At 52.0% G+C, this 22,155-nt stretch carries 19 protein-coding genes; 8 read left to right on the top strand and 11 right to left on the bottom strand.

Going from position 1 to position 22,155, the window contains the following annotated elements; translation table 11 throughout:
• Positions 1–72 precede the first annotated feature (72 nt).
• From JS578_02010 to JS578_02000, 3 genes are all read right to left on the bottom strand, one after another.
• The gene (locus JS578_02010; GenBank protein QRX64057.1) at positions 73–2,427 is read right to left on the bottom strand and encodes an outer membrane beta-barrel protein; all 2,355 of its coding nucleotides are present in this window, start codon (positions 2,425–2,427) and stop codon (positions 73–75) included.
• A gap of 77 nt (positions 2,428–2,504) precedes the next feature.
• Positions 2,505–3,128, bottom strand: coding sequence for a polysaccharide deacetylase family protein (locus JS578_02005; GenBank protein QRX64056.1), 624 nt, complete (start codon positions 3,126–3,128; stop codon positions 2,505–2,507).
• 77 nt (positions 3,129–3,205) lie between these two features.
• Entirely contained in the window at positions 3,206–6,676 is a 3,471-nt protein-coding gene (locus JS578_02000; GenBank protein ID QRX64055.1) for a DUF2723 domain-containing protein, read from the bottom strand.
• A 456-nt stretch (positions 6,677–7,132) separates the two neighbouring features.
• Between JS578_02000 and ndk the strand changes: the two genes are divergently transcribed.
• The 4 genes from ndk (at position 7,133) to JS578_01980 (ending at position 10,671) form a co-directional block, all read left to right on the top strand.
• Positions 7,133–7,594 carry a nucleoside-diphosphate kinase gene (gene ndk, locus JS578_01995; protein ID QRX64054.1) on the top strand — a complete coding sequence of 154 codons (462 nt, stop codon included), beginning with the start codon at positions 7,133–7,135 and terminating at the stop codon, positions 7,592–7,594.
• Between the two features lie 48 nt (positions 7,595–7,642).
• Complete coding sequence (locus JS578_01990) at positions 7,643–8,656, top strand: peptidoglycan DD-metalloendopeptidase family protein (GenBank protein QRX64053.1); 1,014 nt, start codon at positions 7,643–7,645, stop codon at positions 8,654–8,656.
• A 144-nt stretch (positions 8,657–8,800) separates the two neighbouring features.
• Complete coding sequence (locus JS578_01985) at positions 8,801–9,352, top strand: DUF1599 domain-containing protein (protein QRX64888.1); 552 nt, start codon at positions 8,801–8,803, stop codon at positions 9,350–9,352.
• Positions 9,349–10,671 carry a hypothetical protein gene (locus tag JS578_01980; protein QRX64052.1) on the top strand — a complete coding sequence of 441 codons (1,323 nt, stop codon included), beginning with the start codon at positions 9,349–9,351 and terminating at the stop codon, positions 10,669–10,671. The genes JS578_01985 and JS578_01980 overlap by 4 nt, the downstream gene beginning before the upstream one ends.
• Positions 10,672–10,742: 71 nt before the next feature.
• Here the strand turns inward: JS578_01980 and JS578_01975 are convergent, their stop codons facing one another.
• Positions 10,743–11,954, bottom strand: a complete 1,212-nt coding sequence (locus JS578_01975; GenBank protein QRX64051.1) for a transposase — start codon at positions 11,952–11,954, stop codon at positions 10,743–10,745.
• 141 nt (positions 11,955–12,095) lie between these two features.
• Here JS578_01975 and JS578_01970 point away from each other — a divergent pair, with 141 nt between their 5' ends.
• The 3 genes from JS578_01970 to folE all read left to right on the top strand — a co-directional run bounded on the left by JS578_01970 (position 12,096) and on the right by folE (position 14,048).
• Positions 12,096–12,851: a triose-phosphate isomerase gene (locus JS578_01970; protein QRX64050.1), complete on the top strand. Its 756-nt coding sequence runs from the start codon at positions 12,096–12,098 to the stop codon at positions 12,849–12,851.
• A 71-nt stretch (positions 12,852–12,922) separates the two neighbouring features.
• A complete protein-coding gene (locus JS578_01965; GenBank protein QRX64049.1) occupies positions 12,923–13,450 on the top strand; it encodes an SPOR domain-containing protein in 528 nt (175 codons plus the stop codon).
• 25 nt (positions 13,451–13,475) lie between these two features.
• Entirely contained in the window at positions 13,476–14,048 is a 573-nt protein-coding gene (gene folE / locus JS578_01960) for a GTP cyclohydrolase I FolE (GenBank protein QRX64048.1), read from the top strand.
• 85 nt (positions 14,049–14,133) lie between these two features.
• Here the strand turns inward: folE and typA are convergent, their stop codons facing one another.
• Positions 14,134–15,936: a translational GTPase TypA gene (gene typA, locus JS578_01955; protein ID QRX64047.1), complete on the bottom strand. Its 1,803-nt coding sequence runs from the start codon at positions 15,934–15,936 to the stop codon at positions 14,134–14,136.
• 193 nt (positions 15,937–16,129) lie between these two features.
• Here typA and JS578_01950 point away from each other — a divergent pair, with 193 nt between their 5' ends.
• A complete protein-coding gene (locus tag JS578_01950; GenBank protein QRX64046.1) occupies positions 16,130–16,984 on the top strand; it encodes an energy transducer TonB in 855 nt (284 codons plus the stop codon).
• Here the strand turns inward: JS578_01950 and JS578_01945 are convergent.
• The 6 genes from JS578_01945 to rpmH all read right to left on the bottom strand — a co-directional run bounded on the left by JS578_01945 (position 16,968) and on the right by rpmH (position 22,076).
• Complete coding sequence (locus JS578_01945) at positions 16,968–17,585, bottom strand: hypothetical protein (protein QRX64045.1); 618 nt, start codon at positions 17,583–17,585, stop codon at positions 16,968–16,970. The genes JS578_01950 and JS578_01945 overlap by 17 nt on opposite strands.
• A 13-nt stretch (positions 17,586–17,598) precedes the next feature.
• Positions 17,599–18,753 carry a 1-acyl-sn-glycerol-3-phosphate acyltransferase gene (locus JS578_01940; protein ID QRX64044.1) on the bottom strand — a complete coding sequence of 385 codons (1,155 nt, stop codon included), beginning with the start codon at positions 18,751–18,753 and terminating at the stop codon, positions 17,599–17,601.
• Positions 18,754–18,780: 27 nt separating this feature from the next.
• Positions 18,781–19,758: a D-alanine--D-alanine ligase gene (locus JS578_01935; GenBank protein QRX64043.1), complete on the bottom strand. Its 978-nt coding sequence runs from the start codon at positions 19,756–19,758 to the stop codon at positions 18,781–18,783.
• Positions 19,759–19,790: 32 nt separating this feature from the next.
• Positions 19,791–20,855: an RluA family pseudouridine synthase gene (locus tag JS578_01930; protein QRX64887.1), complete on the bottom strand. Its 1,065-nt coding sequence runs from the start codon at positions 20,853–20,855 to the stop codon at positions 19,791–19,793.
• A gap of 26 nt (positions 20,856–20,881) precedes the next feature.
• Entirely contained in the window at positions 20,882–21,544 is a 663-nt protein-coding gene (locus JS578_01925) for a PASTA domain-containing protein (GenBank protein QRX64042.1), read from the bottom strand.
• A 385-nt stretch (positions 21,545–21,929) separates the two neighbouring features.
• Complete coding sequence (rpmH, locus tag JS578_01920) at positions 21,930–22,076, bottom strand: 50S ribosomal protein L34 (GenBank protein ID QRX64041.1); 147 nt, start codon at positions 22,074–22,076, stop codon at positions 21,930–21,932.
• Between the last annotated feature and the right edge of the window lie 79 nt (positions 22,077–22,155).

Here is a 22,155-nt window from a genome sequence, read left to right as displayed (position 1 = left end):
TTCGTGGATACATTGCAGACTATAAAAGAGTTAAATATAATTTAAAAACATAAAGGCATGCAGGCAGGAGGCTTACATGCCGAAGCGTGAGGTGTCGGGCTCCTCCCGTTCTTTCTCCTTGTATCCGCCAAAACGGTAGACAAAGGTGAGGGAGAGGGTGCGGGAGTCGCGCGTGACATCAAGGGAGCTTTTCTGTCCCATGTAATTGATCGTTGCATTGGGTGTGCGTGTTTTCAGAAGATCTTCACCTTTGAGCACCAGCCTTGCGCGGTCGTTGTTGAAGGTCCAGGTGATGCCTGCAGAGAGATCGCCTGAACCGCCCAGGTCATAGATGCCCTGAATGGCACCCGGGGTGGCCCAATAACCGGAGATGTTCATTTTCAGGTTGGGTTGATCAGAGAGGCGGAGGTCGCTGTTCAACTGTAGCACGCCATAGAGTGTTTCACGGTCGAAGGGGATGTCGTAGAACGATTCATCTTTCTCCCGCAGGTAGATTCCGTTGGCCACGAGGCGCGACGAGATCCTTTTTCCCAGGTTGAAGGGGAGCACCGTCATCAACCCGGCTTGCTGGCGGAAGTCGAAGTTCTGCATCACGAACTCCTGTCGCAGGTGGTCAGGCGATTGATAGGGGAGCTGGGTATAGTAGTCCGTCACATGACTGAAGAAAGGACGGATCACATACTTCTGTCGGATAATCCAGGTAATGCCGGCATTGTAGCTGTCCATAGGGCGCAACTGGGGATTGCCGAAGGCCACACCGTAGGCACCGAAGTGGTGCACGGAGGGATTGAGGCTCCAATAGGGCGGGTAGGTTTTGTCGGAGGATAGCTCAAACTGGAGGATATGGGATGCTGATGCAGTATAACTCAGGTTGAGCGTTGGGAACCAGGCCAGGTTGTTCCAGAGAAGTTGTTCTCTGCCGCCAGAAGTCTCTCTCGACTTATAATGCTCCGCTGCCAGCGAAGCCTGCAAAGATAACGCAGGGGTGAAGGATTTGGTGAATCCGGCAAACAGATTCCATATATCCTCTTTTTGTTTGTTCTGAAAAGTAGCCTCCTCATAGTCCTCTTCATTCTTCTCCGCCTCGGAACTGTTTGAGGTGCGTGCCAGTACGTAGTGCATCCCATAGTTGAGCTGCCAGCCACCTTTCAGCGAATGGGTCTGGTTGGCATAGAAATAAGTGCGACGTATGAATTGTGAGGAGGCGGACCCGATGCTTTGCAGGTCGAACGGGTCACTTCCGGCGGAGGCATCATCGGTGTTGCGGAAGGTGTAGTGCGACCGGCTCCGGTACCAGCTCTGTTCTACACCTGCCTTGAAGCCGCGGTGCGACTGGTAATCGCCTTTGATGTTGTGCCGGGTGTTGGGACCGCTCGTCGCAATATCGGAACCTACCGGCGTGCCGGAGATCACCGTGCGCGCAAGCTGGTCGGAACTGTTCTCGCCGAACTGACCGGTATAGGAGAGGCTGATACCATCGCCATTGTGAAGGCGATGGTCGGCAGCCAGCCGCAGATTATGGTTACGAATACGGCTCACACCCTCGCTCAGCTGGTCGATGCGATAGCTCTCTTCCTGCAGCCGGTGGTCGGCTTGCAGCTCTTCCCTGCTGGCGATCTTGTAACGGGCAAAGCCGTATAACACATCGAGGGTGGTTGCTTTACCTGCATAGCTGATATTGGCACGTCCGTTTTCGCTGCCATGAGTACGGCGGCTATAACCGCTCGACAGTTCTCCCTGCCAGGTGGGTGTTGTCGCTTCATCCATCTCCTGTCGGAGGATCACGTTGATGGCGGCTCCCCGAATGTTATACTGCGGTGGGGCATTGTACATGATCTCCACATCCTCCACGCGCGACAGAGGAATGCTGCGCAGCAGATTCATCAGCTGTTCATAGCTCAAGGAGCTCTTCTGTCCATTGAGCAAGATGGTCATTCCGCTGGTGCCGATCAGTGTGAGTTGCTCATCCCGTTCCATCACACCGGGGATCTCCTTGAGTGCCTCGTAGGCGTTGGTCACCGGTTTATTGTGCACCAGAGGGGCGATATGGTAGATTAGTTTGCCAGCTTCGGCTTTCAGAACAGGGCGTTCACCCTCCACTACCAGCTCCTGGAGCAATCGCTCATCGGGCTCCAACAAGAAGTGTTGTTCGAGGGGTTGTGTTGCAGCATTGATCACTACTTCGGCCTTTTTGTAGCCTACCATGGTAGAGCGCAGCAGGCTCTCTTCCATGTTGAGGGCAGGTATGTGGTAACGACCCAGGCTGTCAGTGACGGCACCCGTGATAAAAAGGGTGTCGGGAAGTGCGTACAATGCTACGTTTACATATTCAACAGGTTGGTTTTCGTTGTTGGTCACCGTTCCTGTGATCTGTGCCTGTAGGGGAAGGATCATGCAGCAGAGGAGGACAAAAAGTGTTGTTTTCATTGGTAGGATGCGCATCAGCGCGTTTGATTCCTTATAAGAACAGAAGCATGGGTTTTAATGATGAGCAGTGCTGGGTGTTAGCCCGGCACCAGGGCGAATTTGTAGCCCTCCTCCAGCAGCCATTCGATGGCACGGGGCAGGGCATACTTCATTCTTTTCTCAGCTTTCAGAGAGTCGTGGAAGACGATGACGGAGCCGTTGCGCGTGTATCGCTTCACGTTGTCGAGTACCTGTTGGGGTGACATATAACGGCTGTAGTCACGGGTCACCACATCCCACATCACAACGCTGTATCCCGCTTTCTGCAGAGCGCTGTTTTGTGCCACACGCATATGCCCATGGGGAGGACGAAACAGTCTGGAGTCGATCAACTCGGCTGCCTTGGCTGTATTTTCCAACAGGAAGGCGGTGTGGCTCTTCCAACCCTGTACGTGGTTGAAGGTGTGGTTGCCGGTCTTGTGCCCATTCTCCAGCAGTTGCCGGTAGAGATGGGGGTATTTGCGAACATTGTCACCCACACAGAAGAAAGTCGCTTTGATGCCATAACGGTCCAGTAGCTCCAGTACCCAGGGGGTCACCTCGGGGATGGGACCGTCGTCGAAGGTGAGGTAGATCGTTTTCCGCTGCTCTTCGTCTCCGATGCGCCAGAGCGAACCGGGGTAAAGTGACCTGTAGAGCATGGGGGGTTGTTCAATCCACATAGTGTCTAAGATGATTACGCATAAAATGGGGACCGGAGAGTGATTGAGCAACGCTCCGGTCCCATTTATTTGATTTTTTATTCCGATTTCCCGCTGTACTGTTCCAGAAGACGGGGGCTGTATTGCTGCATCATGTTGAGTGCTTTCTGCATCGTCTCTTCCTCAAGAGAGCGGGTGATGGTGTCGCCAGAAGGCACAGCATAGAATCCTCTCACGGAGCTGTCGGTGACCTCACGCAGGATTATGTCGCCCACGTAGCTGATGCCCTGTGTGTAGAAGAACTGAGCCCGCTGCAGCAAGTCGTCGACCATCACCTGATACATCTCCCTGTCGTACTGCTGGTAGATGCCTGCAATCAGCAGGGAGGGATTGATGTTGTTGTAGATGATGTCGGAGAGCGTGTTGGAGATCTGCAGAGGTTTCAAACGTGCAAACCAGTCGAGGTTGCCGTTGATGCGATTCCGTATTTCGTTGATCATCTCCTCTGCCTTCTCCTGCTCGCCAAGGCGGTAGTAGGCGCGTGCGAAGAGCAGTCCGTCGGTGCCGTAGGGTACTGCCGAGGAGGGCATCACCCGGTTTGCCTTGTCGATGGCTGCCAGAGCCTTCTCGTTCTCGCCCTCATCGAGCAGGGCATTGACCAGCTGTGTGAAGTAGAGGCGGAAGGTGGAGATCATACGCCGGTTGGTTTCGTCGAGGTAGAGGTCGGGATTCTCCTCCAGTCCCCCGAAGCGGAACTTGTTCATCATGTTGTCGTAGGCGGCGGCCGTGTTGACCCCCCCGCTGAGCGGAGTGCCGGGCACCACCTGGTAGGTGAGTCCGTTGAGGGAGAAGTTGCTGTCCTGCAGGTTCATGAAGAGGCTGGGGGTGATGGTGGTGGCAAAGTGAATGGGCCGTTGCCACTGCTCGTCGTTGATGTTGGAGAGCATCTCCAGGATCATCAGCTCCTGGCGGTAGAGTGCCGATTTATCGCCCAGGTTGATCACCATGCTGTTGCCCGGTTTAGCATGCAACGCTTCCCAGTCAACCATTGCACTGTCGACATCCAACTTCAGCAGCTTGCCGGGGATGATCTGTGTGTTGCCGGTGCTGAAGGGATTGTTGATCTTACTGTTTCTCCCCTCGCGCAGGTTCTCCATCGTCTGTTTCAGTGAGAGGGAGTCGCTGAAGGCATTCACATCGTAGTAGCTGCCAAAGGAGACCTGCGGGATGTTGTTCTGCCGCAGCACATTCTCGATCTCCTGGCGGGTAAGCACGAAGGCGGCTGTTCCCGTCTCCCCGTAATAGGCCGGTTGTGACCACTTGATGGGGAGGGGTTCCGACTCATATGCCTGTCGCAGCAGCTGGTCCAAGTACCACTCGGTCTGTAGGAAGCTGAGGTTGGTGACCCGCACGTCGGTGCGGTATCCCTCGGTCTCCTGCACGTACCAGAGTGGGTAGGTGTCGTTGTCACCGTTGGTGAAGATGATGCCGTTCTCCCCTACACCGCAGAGGTAGTTCATGCCGGTGTCGCGTGCCAGCGTGCGCCCCGAGCGATCATGGTCGTCCCAGTTCTGGGAAACCATCAGCAGTGGCACGAAGAGAGTTGCTGCGGTGGCAACAGCCGCTGCCGTTGCGGTGTTCCTGATATATTTACGCAGGAAGAGGCTGATGCCGGCCACCCCCATGCCGACCCAGATGGAGAAGGCATAGAAGGAGCCGGAGTAGGCGTAGTCACGTTCCCGCGGCTCGAAGGGAGTCTGATTGAGGTAGAGGATGATGGCCAGCCCGGTCATGAAGAAGAGGAGAAAGACGATGGAGAAACTCCTGAGCCCCTTTTCCCTGAGGCGAAACTGGTAGAAGATGCCGATGATGCCCAGCAACAGCGGCAGCATGTAGTATTTGTTGTGTCCCTTGTTGTTGACGATGTCGGGAGCGACATTGTCCTGGGGTCCCAATCCCAGCACATGTTCATCGAAGAAGGGGATCCCGGTGATCCAGTTGCCGGTGGTGATGCCACCGTCGCCCTGGATATCGTTTTGGCGACCGGCGAAGTTCCACATGAAGTAGCGCCAATACATGTAGTTGATCTGGTAATTGACCAGGAACTTGATATTCTGGGCGAAGGTGGGTTTGTTGTTGCGGTCGGTGACACCTCCCCAGCGCTCGTATCCGATGATATGGTTGCGAAAGGAGGGGTTGTTGGGGTTGGAGTGCATACGGGGGAAAAGCATGCTGTTGGTATACTTGTAACTGCCGGATGTACTCTTTATATATTGGTCTTTCTGATCGGGTGATGTTTTGAGCACCCTGTTATAGGATGTTTTTTCACCCGACGTGATGGCTGTTCCGTCGGCATTCCGTGCAATTTGAGAGGCATAGGTGGAGCCGTGAAGCAGCGGTGTCTGACCGTATTGTTCGCGGTTCAGGTATCTTCCCAGCGAGAAGATGTCTTCCGGTGAGTTGAGATCGAGAGGGGTGTTGGCCGATGAGCGGATGGGGATCAGCGCATAGGCGGAGAAGCCTACCAGGATCACCATGATGGATGACATCACCAGGTTGACAAAACGGTTCGACATCTTCTTGTACCTGAAGATGAAATAGGCAGCGGTAGCAATCAGGATAAGCCACAACCAGGCCTTTCCGCCGATGAAGAGGATGCCGGTAAGGCCAAGCGTAACGAACAATGCAAGGTGTGCCCGTTTGTCAGATCTTCTCTCCGATGATGATTCGATCAGCCCCCAGGCAATGGTTGCTACCAATATGATCAGGTAGGCAATGACGCCGGTGTTGTATGACATGCCGAGGCTGTTGACGAAGAAGAGCTCGAACCATCCTCCCACCTTGGTGAATCCCGGGATGATGCCCCACATCAGGATCACGATGAGGCCAAAGGATAGCAACAGAGAGAGCAATCCTCCTTTCCAGGTGGGTGTTTCAGTCTTGCGGTAGTAGTATACCAACACGATGGCAGGGATACAGAGCAGGTTGAGCAGGTGCACTCCTACAGAGAGCCCCATGATATATGCAATCAGCACCAGCCACTTGTCGGAATGAGGCTTGTCGGCATTGTCTTCCCACTTGAGGATCAGCCAGAAGACCAGTGCGGTGAGCATGGAGGAGAAGGCATAGACTTCACCCTCTACAGCCGAGAACCAGAAGGTGTCGGAGAAGGTGTAGACCAGTGATCCCACCAGTCCGCTGCCAATGACGGCAACGATCTGCCCTTTGCTGAGTAGCGCACTGCCGCTGCTCAGCAGCAGCTTGCGTGTCAGGTGGGTGATGGTCCAGAAAAGAAAGAGGATGGTGAAAGCGCTCATCAGTGCCGACATGCTGTTGATCATCAACGCCACACGGGAGGGGTCACCCGCGAATTGGGTGAAGAGGTTCCCTACAAGCATGAAGAATGGTGCACCGGGGGGATGACCCACTTCGAGCTTATAGGCAGAGGTGATGAACTCACCGCAGTCCCAGAAACTGGCCGTGGGCTCAATGGTGAGCAAGTAAACCAGGGCAGCAACGGCAAACACAATCCATCCTGTAATGTTGTTGATTAGCTTGTATTTATTCATTCCATTCTTCTCTTTGTGATGATCGGCATATGCCTGAATTCTACACTATTATGTTAAATTGGGGCAAAGATAAGGAAATCTGTTCATTCTTTCAGATCTTTTCACTTTCATTTTACAGTCACTCTATTAAAATAGCTGAATTTTTTCAATCTTTCTTCTTGCCGTTGTTCGTTGCGGGATGTCTGTGAAAATTGGAGCGAATATAGGTTGCATTGTTAAGAGAATGTTAAAAAGTGTCTAATGTGTTTAAAATCAGTTTCATATGTTTTATAACATATAATGACTAAATTAATTGATATTCAGCGGTATAGTCTTTCAGTCTTGATTTTTGGATTCCGTATGACTGTAAAAAAGAATGTTCATTATTTGGAAGAGAAACAATAAAAAGTTTACTTTGAGTTCAAATAAGGAAAAAAATCTACATTTATAAGGTCATTTAGTAATAGTTTGTCAACCATGCAGGTTACAGTAGTTCTCCTCAAACCATCAGCCGTTCAAAGGGGTATCCTTGGAGAAGTGATTGCACGCTTCGAGAAAAAAGGGATACAGATCGTGGGGATGAAGATGCTTTGTATGACCGACGAGATGGTTCGTGAACATTATGCTCAATTGGTACACAAGCCTTTTTTCGGCAGGATTAAAGAGTCGATGCAGGCTAGTCCGGTGGTGGCAATGGCGCTAAAGGGAGTAGATGTGGTCAATGTGGTGCGGCAGCTTGCCGGCATCACCAACGGAAGAGAAGCCCAACCGGGAACAATCAGGGGGGATTACAGCATCAGTGTTCAGGAGAACATTGTTCATGCATCTGATTCACCCGAGACAGCTGACCGTGAATTGGCCCGTTTTTTTTCAGAGAGTGAAATTTTCAACTATCCGCATTTTCTTATTCCCTATACATATGCGAATGATGAACTGTAGGGATAGGTTGAAGTGATTTGTAATTAAAACAAGAAGTAAGTCAGTATAATGGAGAAAGGTCATTTTTTTGCACACGCACGCATCCTGTTGCCTGCAACCTTGATGTTCTTCACCTTAAATGCTTTTTCACAAGCAGTACCCCAGTCACCCGAAAACAGCAGACCGGAGGTTAGCCACAAGCAATTACACAGTTCCAATTTAAGCGATCAGCCAGGCTTGTTTGCCGATGGGTTGAAGCTGAAGTTGGATTTGTCTGTACTTGAGGAAGCTGAGGAGAGACGGGAAGAGTTTGATCCCAATGCGATTCCTGCCGACGATATTTACGGCGGAATGTGGATAAACAACAGTGTCAATATTTACGGCAGCTTGAAGAATGCGCCCGACACTTTCATTGTCAACCTTGAAAACTTCACCATGCCGGCAAGCGGTCACATGACCTCCAACTTCGGGAGAAGGGGCAGCCGCCGTTATCATTATGGCATTGATATCAAAGCACAGACCGGTGATACCATTTATGCCGCTTTCGACGGCAAAATAAGGGTGAAGCAATATGAAAGAAGAGGATATGGTTATTACCTGGTGATCCGCCACGTGAACGGACTGGAGACTGTTTACGGGCATCTCTCCAAGTTTCTGGTAGATGAGAACGACTTTATCCGTTCCGGACAACCCATCGGCCTGGCCGGAAACACGGGACGTTCTTTCGGCTCCCATCTTCACTTTGAGACACGCTTCCTGGGTAAACCAATCAATCCCAACTTCATCATCGACTTTCAGAACAAGGTGCCTCACCGTGATGAGTATCTGGTCACCAACTCCAGTTATAAAAAGACGACCCGCAGCAGCAAGGTTACTGTTTCATCCACAACGAATTACAAAGAGGCAACCATCAATACCAACAAGTATGTCTCCGGCGATGTGAAATACCACCGCATCAAACAGGGAGATACACTGGGTGCCATCGCCCGCAAATATGGGGTGTCGGTGAGTGAACTCTGTGAGATCAACAGCATCTCCACGCGAACGGTGCTTCGTGTGGGTAAGTCGCTCCGCGTCTCCTGATGTTGCAGCATCACCAACGAAGAGAAATAGGGTACAGGATGTTTTCCTGTACCTTTTTTTTAACTATCTTTGTCCGACGCAACTGGAGATGAGTTCCCGTTGGCAACATTTGTTTTACGTTACACAGATTCATTCCCTTTGATGATGGATGCAACCAATCAGCAGTTTGATGAAGTAACGGCGCTCTGCCGTGAGATCTTCTCGAAGAAGCTCACCGACTATGGTGCTTCCTGGCGTATACTGCGCCCGGAATCGGTCACCGACCAGATCTTTATCAAGGCCAACAGGATCCGATCGCTGGAGGTGAAGCGGGAGAGTCGCGTGCAGGAGGGTATCTTCCCCGAATTCATCGGCATCGTGAACTACGGTATCATCGGACTGATACAGCTTCAACTGGGCTATGCCGACAGCATCGATGTGACGGCCGACCGGGCGCTTGCCCTGTACGACGATTACCTGCGAAAGGCTAAGGAGCTGATGGGAGCCAAAAATCATGATTATGACGAAGCCTGGAGAAGCATGCGTGTGAGCTCCTACACCGATCTGATCCTGATGAAGATCTATCGCACCAAGGAGATTGAGAGCAACCAGGGACACACCCTCATCTCTGAAGGGGTGGATGCCAACTATATGGATATGATCAACTACGCCATCTTTGGGCTGATTAAACTGCATTTCGGAGAGGAGAGGGCATGAAGTTGTTGTGGGGCATAAAGCAGATTGATCGGAGCCTGGTAATGATTGCCCGCCTTTTCGTGGGGGGACTCTTCACCTTCTCGGGTATCGTCAAAGCGGTGGACCCGCTTGGTACTGCATACAAGATAGATGATTACCTGATTGAGATGGGACTGTCTGAGCTGATGTTGCTCTCGTTACCCCTCTCCCTGGTGATGGTGGTGGGTGAGTTCACACTGGGTATGTTGCTGTTGCTCGGATTGTACCGCAAAGGAACATTGCGACTGATTCTCCTTTTTTTGCTCTTCTTCACCCCGTTGACACTCTGGATTGCACTTGCCAATCCGGTGGAGGATTGCGGTTGCTTTGGTGATGCCATCAAGATCAGCAACTGGGAGACCTTCTGGAAGAACCTGGTGTTATCGGCAGCATTGCTGCTGCTCCTCTTCAATCAGAAGAAGATCGGTCCGCTCTTCGGACGACGGATGGCACCCCTCGCTGCCGGTTTCATCGTGCTGTATGGATTGCTGTTTACACTGCACAACCTTAACCGGTTGCCGCTGTTCGACTTCCGCCCTTTTCATATTGGCGCTTCCATCCCGGAGCAGATGGAGGTGGAACCGGAGCTGGCAGATCTCTATGAGACGATCTTCATTTACCAGAAGGATGGGGTGGAGAAGGAGTTCACGGAAGAGAATTACCCCTGGAATGATAGCACCTGGCACTACGTGGATATGCGCAACCGTTTGGTGCGTGAAGGCTCGAAGCCTGCCATCGAAGACTTCGTCCTGACATTGATTCAGCGGGATGAGATGAACGGCTCAATGAATGCCGGGGGTGACATGACCCGGGAGCTTTTGCAGGAAAAGGAATGGCTCTTCCTGATGATCACCTATTCGCTCGGGGAGATGGAACAACGTCACCTGGATCAGTTTAAAGCCCTGCATCAATTTGCAGAAGAGAGGGGTTATCCCTTTTACCTGGTCACCTCTTCACCTTCGGAGGTCATCGCAAGCTGGGAGGAGCAGCAACGTACCGGTTTCCGGTTTGCCAACGGTGATGAAAAGGTACTGAAGACGATGGTGCGCTCTAATCCGGGGTTGATGCTTCTAAGGGAGGGAGTTGTCATCAATAAGTGGGACGACAGCCTTTTGCCAGATCCGTTGCCCAAGGGTCTCTCCATGGAAGAATCTGAGATGGTGCAACAAGGCACCATGCAAACAAGGAACATCATGCGTCTGTTGCTGATCTCACTTCTCCTGCTGCTGCCCTTGCTCTTCCTTAAGGGAGTGGAGCGAAAAAGCGTTGCTGCTGGAAAACGAAGTCAGGACAGCGTGTGATTGATATGAAACAGAATTGTGATTTGTAACATTTTAATAAAACAATAGTTCGTTAAAAATATAGTTTCGAGTCACGCAGCAATTGCTGCAAACTCAATGAGTTCTTTGACAAGTTTATCATTTAATCTTCTGTTCGGTTTAATGCCAGACACGCAAATAAATCGTTCAAGCAGATAAGCGTTGTGTATCATCGTTTTACATGATGCCATCGAAAAGGGGATGCCTCTCTCCTTTGCCAACACCTTTGCCAGGTTGACTGAGGTAAGAGATGCATTAAAGTTGAACGATAGCTTTGCTACATCCCTTGCCTGCGATTGCATCAGTCCGGTGAAGCCTTTTGCATCCCTGAAGCAAAACTCGATCTGAAAACGGGTGCGGTAAAATTCTATAACATCTTTTCCACTCATCTTAGGATTGGTAGAGAAGAACAGTTTTGGCTTTTTCCCATCTTTGGAATACCAGACGACAAGCCTGACCATCTGTTTAAGTGATTTGGAATAGGCTACCAAGGTGTAGAGATCACCGTTATCAACATTGATCTTTTGCACTCTGGTTGTATCCAGGTTGGCCATATCAATCTTTCCGTCGTAGAGTTTAGGCCTGCCTTTCTTGCCCGTTGGTTTCTGCAGTGTTGGATAATAAAGTGCGGCATCATCCCTGAAACGGCTGACCAGATCAAATTTCATCTCTTGCAGACCCGTAACAAAGTTGTTCTTTGCGAAGTAGGCATCGGCAACCACGTAACGGCTTGTCCGATGGAGTTTATCCCGCATCGATTTAATGACCAGCAGGTACCAGTCAATCAGGTTGGCATCACGACTCTCCAGGGTTTGACGGTCCGGAGTCTGAACGGCCTGTAGACTGATACAATCCTTGTTGTCGACGTCTATAAGGCCCACTCCCAGGATTTCCAAACCTCTTTTCGCCTGACCGGCTGCACCCGACCAGAAGTAACCAATCCAAGGGGTATTCTTTCCTGATTTGGTTATATAACTGGGATCAATGGCAATTGCCTTGCGATCTCCGGTTAATACCCTATCAGACAAAGACAAGTTAAACTCCAGCCAATCAAAATCCTTCGAGAAGTTCTGGCGAAATCGCTGTTCACACGACTTGCCATATCTCCCCAATTGTAGGAAATTAATCCTGCCGGGAATGACCAGATACAAAATTAGCGTCTCCATAAGGAATGATTTGAAACTTTTGTTTAACTTCGCAGTTAGTTCACCAAGAACATCACTACAGATACCTCTATATTGGTTAAGTATGCTGGTTTTATCCATCTTTATTAGGCTTTCATCAGCTATAAAGATACTGATAATCAGCTGCTTAACCATCTTTTTTATGTTAAACTATGTTGCGTAAATCATTGAATTTTAATTAGTTAATTGAATATTTACCGAAGTATTGATAAAAGTAAGAATATGAGAAAAAACATTGTGGCAGGAAACTGGAAGATGAACAAGAACCTGCAGGAAGGAGTGGCATTGGCCAAGGAACTGAATGATGCCCTGAAGGGTAAGTTGTTGAACTGCGACGTGGTTGTAGGAACTCCATTTATTCACCTTGCCGGAGTAGTGGAAACAGTTGCCGGCAGCCCTATAGGCGTTGCCGCACAGAATTGTGCCGACAAGGCCTCCGGAGCCTATACCGGTGAGGTGTCGGCCGAGATGATAGCATCTACCGGTGCCAACTATGTGATCCTGGGACACAGCGAACGTCGCGCCTATTACCACGAGACACCGCAGATCCTCAAGGAGAAAGTGTTGCTGGCGCTTGCCAACGGCCTGACCCCCATCTTCTGCATTGGTGAGGTATTGGAAGAGAGAGAATCGGAAAAACATTTTGAGGTGGTGAAATCACAGATCGAAGCCTCCTTGTTTGATCTCTCCGCCGAGGATTTCGGCAAGATTGTGCTGGCCTATGAGCCGGTATGGGCGATTGGTACCGGCAAGACTGCCTCTGCCGCGCAGGCACAGGAGATGCATGCCTTCATTCGCAGCACCCTCACCGAGAAGTATGGTGCTGAGGTGGCAGATAACACCTCTATCCTTTACGGTGGCAGCTGCAATGCTTCCAATGCGAAGGAACTCTTCTCGAACCCCGACGTGGATGGCGGCCTTATTGGCGGTGCCTCACTGGGTGTAGACAAGTTCATGCCGATCATTGAGGCATTTTAAGCCGTTAACAGTTTTTTACCACAGATTCAGACCGAATCTGTGGTAATTCTTTACCTTTGCAGAAAAAAGTGATGCAGCGATTGCCCATTATCCTCTCTTTTCTGTTGATGTCACTCCTGACAACCACACTCTACGGTCAACAGACATCTCCCAAGAATCAGATTCTTCAGGAGCTAAACAGTGATCAGCCCGGCAAGGGACACGTGAGGGTCTACGAAGATGAACGTATCAGCGGTGTGCTGGGACGCTCCATGGCACCCACACGACCTGTTTATACCTCTGCCGACGGGTCGACGCAATATTACAAGATGCGGGGTTACAAGATACAGGCTTTCTCAGGCAACAACCAACGCACCTCACGCAACGAAGCCACACGCAAGCAGCAACTGATTCACAATGCATTTCCGCAGCATGAGACGGTGGTGATGTTTGATACTCCCTTCTGGAGGTTGCGGGTGGGGAACTTCGAAAAGCGTGGAGAGGCTGAAGAGGTGATGCAGGAGATACGCAGGGCATTTCCCTCCTTCGGAAGGGAGATGTATATCGTGGTGGACGAGGTTAAGATACCGGTACACAGTACCCCCTCGGGCGAAGAATAAGAAAAGCCTACAACAAAGAAATCAGATGTCATCAGAAGAAATAGAAAAGAACCGCAACCTGATAGCGGATCACATGCAGGAGATCCTCACCTTGCTGGGAGAGGATACTGATCGCGAGGGACTGGTGAAGACGCCACAACGAGTGGCCAAGGCAATGCAGTACCTTACCAGGGGTTACTGGCAGGATCCGGAGGAGATCCTCCGCTCCGCCCTTTTCAGGGAGAACTATCGGCAGATGGTGATTGTGAAGGATATCGATCTCTTCTCCATGTGCGAGCATCACATGCTGCCATTTTTCGGGAAGGCTCATGTGGCTTACATTCCCAATGGATACATTACCGGACTGAGCAAGATTGCCCGTGTGGTGGATGTCTTTGCCCGTCGCCTGCAGGTACAGGAGCGCCTCACCACCCAGATCAAGGAGTGCATCCAGAAAACCCTCAACCCAATGGGGGTGATGGTGGTGATAGAAGCACAGCACATGTGTATGCAGATGCGTGGTGTGGAGAAGCAACATTCCATCACCACCACATCTGACTTCACCGGTGTCTTCGGGGAACAGAAAACCCGCGAGGAGTTTATCAACCTGATAAAATAAAAAAGCGTCGTTGCACTTGGCAACAGACGCTTGTTCTTTCATGCCGCCCATCTGATTTCAGATGCGGGCGGCATGCTCTTTTTTCTTATCCTTTCTTCGAAGCACGCTTGCGCTCGGTCTCGTCGAGCAATATCTTGCGGATACGCATGAAGTGAGGGGTCACCTCCACATATTCATCCTCCTTGATATATTCGAGAGCCTCCTCCAGGCTGAAGACAACAGGCGGGGCCAGCTGTGCCTTGTCGTCTGTACCGGATGCCCGTACGTTGGTCAGCTTCTTCGACTTGGTAACGTTCACCACCAGGTCGCCCTCTTTGCTGTGTTCACCCACCACCTGTCCCTGGTATACATCGGTCTGGGGCTCGATGAAGAAACGGCCGCGGTCCTGCAGCTTGTCGAGTGCATAGGCATAGGCGTTACCCCCCTCGCCGGCAATGATGGAGCCGTTCTGCCGCTTCTCGATGTTCCCCTTCCAGGGCTGGTACTCCAGGAAGCGGTGTGCCATGATCGCCTCTCCGGCGGAGAGGGTGAGCACGTAGTTGTTGAGACCGATGATGCCGCGTGAGGGGATGGTGAACTCCATGTGCATGCGCTCTCCCTTGCTCTCCATCGAGAGCATCTCTCCTTTGCGGCGGGTGATGATGTCGATCACCTTACTGGCCGACTCTTCCGGTAGGTTTACTGTCAACTGCTCCACCGGCTCGCAATCCTCGCCGCCGATCTGCTTGATGATTACCTGTGGCTGCCCTACCTGCAGCTCATATCCTTCGCGACGCATGGTCTCGATTAGCACCGAGAGGTGCAGCACGCCACGACCAAAGACAATCCAGGAGTCGGCATTGCCGGTCTCCTCTACCCGCAGAGCCAGGTTCTTGTCCAGCTCCCGCAACAGGCGGTCGTAGATATGACGGGAGGTGACAAACTTGCCATCCTGACCGTAGAAGGGTGAGTTGTTGATGGTGAAGAGCATCGACATGGTGGGTTCATCGATCGCAATCGGATCGAGTGGCTCCGGCTTCTCCAGGTCGGTGATGCTGTCGCCAATCTCGAAGCCGTCAATGCCGATCAGGGCACAGATGTCGCCCGAGCTCACCGATTCCACCTTCGCCCGGCCCAGTCCCTCGAACAGGTTCAGTTCCTTGATTCTTGTCTTCTTGATGCTGCCGTCCCTTTTGCAGAGGGCATAATCCTTGCCGGAGAGAAGGGTGCCGCGGTGCACGCGTCCCACGGCGATACGTCCTACGTAGTTGGAGTAGTCGAGTGAGGTGATCAGCAGCTGGGGGGTGCCCTCCCGCATCTTAGGGGCGGGGATATGACGAATGATGCTGTCGAGCAACGGGAGGATGTTGTCGGAAGGTTTCTTCCAGTCGTCCGACATCCACCCCTGTTTCGCAGAGCCGTAGATGGTGGGGAAGTCGAGCTGTTCCTCAGTGGCATCGAGACTGAACATCAGGTCGAACACCTTCTCCTGCACCTCCTCGGGGCGGCAGTTTGGCTTGTCCACCTTGTTGATCACCAGCACCGGCTTCAGCCCTATTTCGAGTGCTTTCTGCAGCACGAACCGTGTCTGGGGCATCGGTCCCTCGAAGGCGTCGACCACCAGCAGGCAGCCGTCGGCCATGTTGAGTACCCGCTCCACCTCCCCGCCGAAGTCGGCGTGTCCCGGTGTGTCGATGATGTTGATCTTGGTGTCGTTATATCTTATGGATACGTTCTTTGAGAGGATGGTGATGCCACGCTCCCGCTCCAGGTCGTTGTTGTCGAGGAACAGATCTTCCTGTTGCTGGTTGTCGCGGAAGAGGTGACCGGCCATGAGCATTTTGTCCACCAGGGTAGTCTTGCCATGATCCACGTGGGCAATGATGGCGATATTACGGATATTTTGCATAAAACAATCTTTTGAGGGCACAAAGATACGCTATTTGAAACGATATTTATATAGCTCCGGATTGTTTCTTTGTCCGATTTCATTGAAATCGTGTGCAATCCAGCTACAGTTTTGGTTTGGTTTTTGTAAAACGTGCGGATTGATTATCTTTGCACTGCGATAACGAATTACATAAAAAGACCAATAGGAACCAATGAAGTTACCCTCGATGACCCTTTTGCTGACCATAGCCCTGCTGGCTGGCGGCATGACGGGAACGCAATCCATGTTGATGGCCCAGGAGCCACCATTATCTGCCAGTAACCATGTGGTAGAGGACCCCGATTTTCTGCCTTTGTACACCGGCGGCACCGCCGAGATGCATCGTTTTATCTCCAATACGTTGAGCTATCCTGCCGAGGCTGCCGAACGCGACATCCAGGGGCTGGTGGTTTACACCTTTGTGGTTGAGAAAGATGGGTCGCTCTCCAACTTCAACATCATTCACCGGGCCGATCCGTCGCTCGATGCCGAGGCACTGCGCATACTCCAGCTGATGCCACCCTGGCGGCCCGCACGGCACAACGGTGAGATCGTGCGTGCCGAGAGTTACGTGCCGATGTATTTCAAGCTGAACAAGCAGGCCCGCAGGGCACCCGTCAGAACGCGTCCCTCCGAGAGTGCCACCGCACGTGCTTATGCCAAGACCGATCCGGATATCATGGAACAGAACGAGATACTCACCATCGTGGATCAGATGCCACGATATGAGTATGGTGAAGAGGGGTTGGCTGAGTTTATCGCCCATAACATCCGCTACCCGAAAGAGGCACGCCAACAGGGCATCGAGGGACGTATCCTCTGTTCTTTCATTGTAGCAAAAGATGGAACAATCTCCAACATTGAAGTGGTTGAGGGGTTGTATCCGCAACTCGACAACGAGGCTATCCGCGTGTTGGGACTGATGCCGCGCTGGGTTCCCGGAGAGAACGATGGAGAGAAGGTGAACGTGAAGTGTCTTTTGCCAATTGATTTCACCATTGACGAGGAGCCTATCCCGGCAGGGTGAAGTGAAAGGTGCGTATCCCGCTGTCGGTTTGGATGAAGAGGCGGAAAGAAATGGGATCTCCGTTGTTTGTACCCTGTAGCGCCTCGAGTGAGAAGGAGGCATACATCTTCTTCCGGTAACCGGGTGGATCTTCGTCGCGGGAGTGACTGAACCAGAGGTCTGTCGTTCCAGTGGTGTTGTCGCGGAAGAGTGCTACCTTGTGCGGTTGGCTGTGGTATTCGGTTTCAACGATTAAATTCAGATATCCTCCTCCCAGCCACAGGCTCTGGATCTTCACCGGGTCGGTCCCCAGCTTTTCAGGATAACCGACGCTGCGGATGCTGTCGGTGAAGATCTCTCCGACAGCGTTTACCCGTATCGTGTCTCCTTTCAGGAAGCTGTAGTTCAGGATGACCCTCTGCCTGTCGCTGCCGGAGCATTCTTCCCCTTCTCGCGGTATCAGCAGACGATTGTTATCCAGCCTGTAGCGGCACCCTTCATCTGCCTTGACGCGTGTGGCTATATCGACCAGGTAATCCTCAAGTCGCTCCGGCTCCTCACTGCATCGTGAGAGGAGCATGAAAAGCATCAATGCCGCTGTCAGGATCATCGATCTTCTCATCACCGTCTCAATATTAGGGTATCAGTAGTTTGTTTCTTACCGCATTTCCGTACATCATCACCATCTTTTCCCGAAGGAAGGCGTCGTCGCGATTGGGGATGTCGATCTTGCTGATCTGTGCATTCAGGTAGGCTTCAAATGCCTCCTGATCCTCCTTGCTGTACTCCCCGGCAAAGCGACGTTCCCCGCTCATCATGTCATAGGCGAGATAGTTCCAGGGAAAGAAGCTGTAGTTGCGGTAGATCTCATGGTCTATGATGGTGGCTACCTTTTCCACCAGCTCATTCTTGGGTGTATCGGCAGGGATGTATTCCAGCATCTTGTTGATGCTGTTGCCAATACGGAAATGAACCCTTCCCTTGTTGCCGGTGATGCCGGTGACCATGTTTTCCAGATCATCGGCACCACTCTTTCGGTAGTCGGGATTGTCGCGCTTGAGCTGATACTCTTTTGCCTTGAGGTAATCGCAGGGGTCAATCTCATAGGAGATGGCCAGTGGGGTGATCCGCAGCTCCCTGAGCGTTGCCAGCGGCTCTTTGCTGTTGTGGAGGGTGAGCATCTTCAGCAGGCTGACTTGTGTCTTGTCGTCAGAGTCTTTCGCTCTCCCTTCCCGTTGTGCAAGCCATATCGATTGAGAACGTTCTGTCAACGTATGGTGGATGTAGTCTGAGAGGTGCTTCGAGACCTGGAGCATCTGACGTACCGAGACCCCTCTCTTCACGATGAAGCTCTTGTTGAGGCGTACCAGTTTCTCGATCCAGGGATAGATGAGCAGGTTGTCACCGATGGCAATCTCAGTGGTTGACATCGCCTTGTCGAACATCAGGATATTGAGGAAGGCGGCGTCGAGCACGATGTCGCGGTGGTTGGAGATGTAGAGGATACCGTTCTTCTTGTCGGCATCTTCCCATCCGAAGCCTTTCATCTCGCTGGTGGTCTTGCCGATCAGCTGTTTCATGACTGGGTAGATGATGGATCGCTGGAACGTCTCTTTCTCCTTGCAGGCACCCATGGTAGCGGTGAACTGCTCCCAGGTGAAGGGCTTGATGAACGGTTCGGCAACCCGCCGGAAGTAGGGGTCGGCGATCAGCTCCGCAATGGTTGCCTCCACTTCGCTGTCGAGCAGCGGGCGGATGTCGTCAAATTGTGAGGGTGTGGTAGTTTCCATGTGCTTTTGTTTTTGTGATGTCGCAATTCACTGTGCCCTGAAGGCTGATTCAATGAGCTCGGTGAAAAGATCACTCATGCTGATGCCGGCAGCAGCTGCCTGTTGCGGAATGAAGCTGGTGGGTGTCATGCCGGGGGTGGTGTTCACCTCCAGCAGGATGGGGCGCTCATCCATCAGGATATAATCGGCACGAACAATTCCGCTGGCACCCAACAGCCGGTAGATGCGCTCTGTGATTTGCTGCACGTTCCGTGTGGTGGCTTCCGGCAGGGGCGCCGGTGTGATCTCCTCCACCTCGCCGTTGTATTTGGCATTGTAGTCGAAGAACTCATTGTGGGTGACCACCTCGGTAAGCGGCAGCATGGTGAATCCCCGGTGTGAGGCATAACAGCCGCAGGTCACCTCCCTGCCAGCAACAAACTGTTCCACGATCACCTCCGATGCTTCGCTGAACGCTTCAACAATGGCCTTCTCCAGCTGTGTTGCTTCCTTCACCTTGGTGGTGGCGAAGCTGGATCCCCCGACATTGGGTTTCACAAACAGGGGGAGCCCGAGCGATGCGGCAATCTGATCCGCGGTGATCGGGTCTTCCCGCCGCAGCAGGATGGATCCCGGTACGTCGATGCCGAAGTTCTTCAGGAAGTGGTTGCAGGTGAACTTGTTGAAGGTGAGGGCAGATGCCAATACGCCACAATTGGAGTAGGGGATGCCTGTCATGTCGAAGTATCCCTGCAGGGTGCCATCTTCTCCCGGTGTACCATGAATGGTGATGTATGCATAGTCGAACCGTACCTTCCCCTCGCCGGTGAGGATGCTGAAATCGTTTCTGTCTACCGGGAGCAACGCTCCCTGGTGCTCTGCTACCCACTCATTACGGTCGATGCGTACCTTCCAGATGTTGTACCGCTCCTTGTCCATGAAGGAGTATATGCCGGCAGCGCTTTTCTCGGAGACCACTTTTTCGGAGGAGTACCCTCCCCAGATGATGGCAATGTTACGTTTCATTCTCTTATATATGGTGTGATGATCTGTTGAACCTATTCAATCTCTCTCGATGCAGTGTAGCTGCGCCAGCGGTCGATCACCTGCTGCATGTCGTCAGGAATGGCGCTCTCCAGGTTTATCTCCTCTCCCGTGGCGGGGTGTATGAATCCCAGCGTGCGGGCATGCAGGCACTGCCGCGGGCAGAGGGCAAAGCAGTTGTAAACGAACTGTTTGTACTTGGCAAAATGGGTACCTCTCAGTACCTCGTTCCCCCCGTAACGTTCGTCGTTGAAGAGAGGATGTCCGATCTGTTTCATGTGAACCCTTATCTGATGGGTGCGGCCTGTTTCCAGGCGACACTCCACCAATGTGACGTAGCCAAAACGTTCCAGTACCCTGTAGTGGGTCACCGCCGGCTTGCCCTGCTCTCCTTCCGGGAAGACGCGCATCACCATCCTGTCTCTCGGGTCGCGGCCGATGTTCCCTTCAATGGTGCCTTCATCCTCCGCCACGTTACCCCACACCAGCGCCACGTAGAGCCGTTTGGTCTCCTTGTTGAAGAACTGTGCCGAGAGGTGTGTCTTCGCCTCGGGGGTCTTGGCCACCAGCAAAAGGCCGGATGTATCCTTGTCGATGCGGTGTACCAGTCCCAGTCGTGGGTCATCCAACTCCTTGATGTTGTCCCTGTGAAGGTGGAAGGCCACCGCGTTGACCAGCGTGCCGGTATAGTTGCCGTGCCCGGGGTGCACCACCAGGCCAGCCGGCTTGTTGATCACCATCACGGTCTCATCCTCGTAGGCGATGTTGAGTGGGATATCTTCCGGCAGGATCGACAGCTCGCGGCGGGGCCGATCCATCACGACGGAGATCACATCGAGCGGCTTCACCTTGTAGCTGGCCTTCACCGGCACATCGTTCACCAGGATGCACTCCGCATCTGCTGCCTGTTGTATGCGGTTGCGTGAGATCCCCTCGATCCTTACCGAGAGGAACTTGTCGATTCGCAGCAGGCTTTGTCCCTTGTCGGCCACGAATCGAAAGTGTTCGTATCGTTGTCCATCCTCCCGGTTCTCTTCGTCAAAGATCTCTTCCTCGGGAAGCAATTCGTTTTCATCCAATTGGTTGATAGTCACAAGTCGGCACTTTAAAAAAAGGTGTCATCGATGCTTCCCCCGCCACCAGGGGCTTGTTGCCCGTTGGTTGGTAGCTCTGGGGGAGTGTTGTAATCGTTCTCCATCGACAGTGTGTCTCTTTCGAATGCTTTCGTCACCACCAATGTGAGTGGTGAGGCTGCCGGTATCTTCTCTTCTGCTGCCAGCGTTCTGCCAAGGTATTTGACAGCTACCACCAGGCCGGCATACTCTGCCGGGATCTCTTCAATTGCAATCTGGTTGAAACCCATGGAGGTGAGCATCGCCGTGGCCTGCCGCGTGGAAAAGTCGACCAGCTCCGGTACAGAAACCATCTGAGGGGTGCGGGAGTAGATGGTGATGTAGATGGCACGCCCCTCCTTCACCTTGTTGCCGGCCTTGGGTGTTTGATCGATGATGGCTCCCGGCACCCCGTCGCGGAAATAGACGGAGTCCACAATCTCCGCATGCAGTCCTTTGGCATGCAGCAACCTGTTGGCCTCCTCAGCCTGCAATCCTTCCAGTGGCGGGATCTCCACTTGTTGCCCATGCCGGGTGTATATGCTGAGAAACAGCAGTGCCAGCAGTGCCAGCAGCAGTGCAGCGGCTGCCATCATCAGCAGGTTTTTGATGATGTGGCCCCCGAAGAGGCTTTTGGGTGATTGTTTTTTGCTCATAACGATCGATCTGTTTGCCGGATAAGTCAATTCTTCTGCAAAAATAGGAAAAAATAATGGCAGTGTGCCGGTAAAGGAGGGAAAAAGAAGAGAGAGCTGTGATATCACGCAAAATAGCTTCCAAAAGCAGACTTTTCGCCTGTTTTTGGAAGCTAATTCAATATTCTAACCTTATTCTATCTTTATATCCACTCCCATAATTATTGGAGTGGATATAAGGGTGCAATAAGGGTGCAATAAGGCTAGAGCTTCCCAAACCCCATGAAAGTCCCTGTCTCGTCCCGAAAGAGGGTAATCGTAAATGGAATTTTTACACAGAAAAAAGGCCGCCTCATGTGATATCATGAGGCGGCCTCTTTTTAAATCCCGATTGAACAGTTCAATCTCAATATTCGTCGGATACCGATAATCTTGCACGTCCTTTGGCACGGCGCGAAGCAAGCACTTTTCTGCCGTTCTTGGAAGCCATGCGGCTGCGGAACCCGTGTTTGTTCTTTCTCTTTCTGTTTGAGGGCTGGAATGTACGTTTCATATATTACAATGTTTATGTGTTGTCTCTTGAATTTACGGGGTGCAAAAATAGAAAAAAAAACTGATTAAACCAATTTTAG

The organism is Dysgonomonadaceae bacterium zrk40 (assembly GCA_016916535.1).
Taxonomy (GTDB): Bacteria; Bacteroidota; Bacteroidia; order Bacteroidales; family Dysgonomonadaceae; genus Proteiniphilum.
Note: the sequence above shows the minus strand (reverse complement) of the source record. Positions and strands in the feature narration are given on the sequence as shown.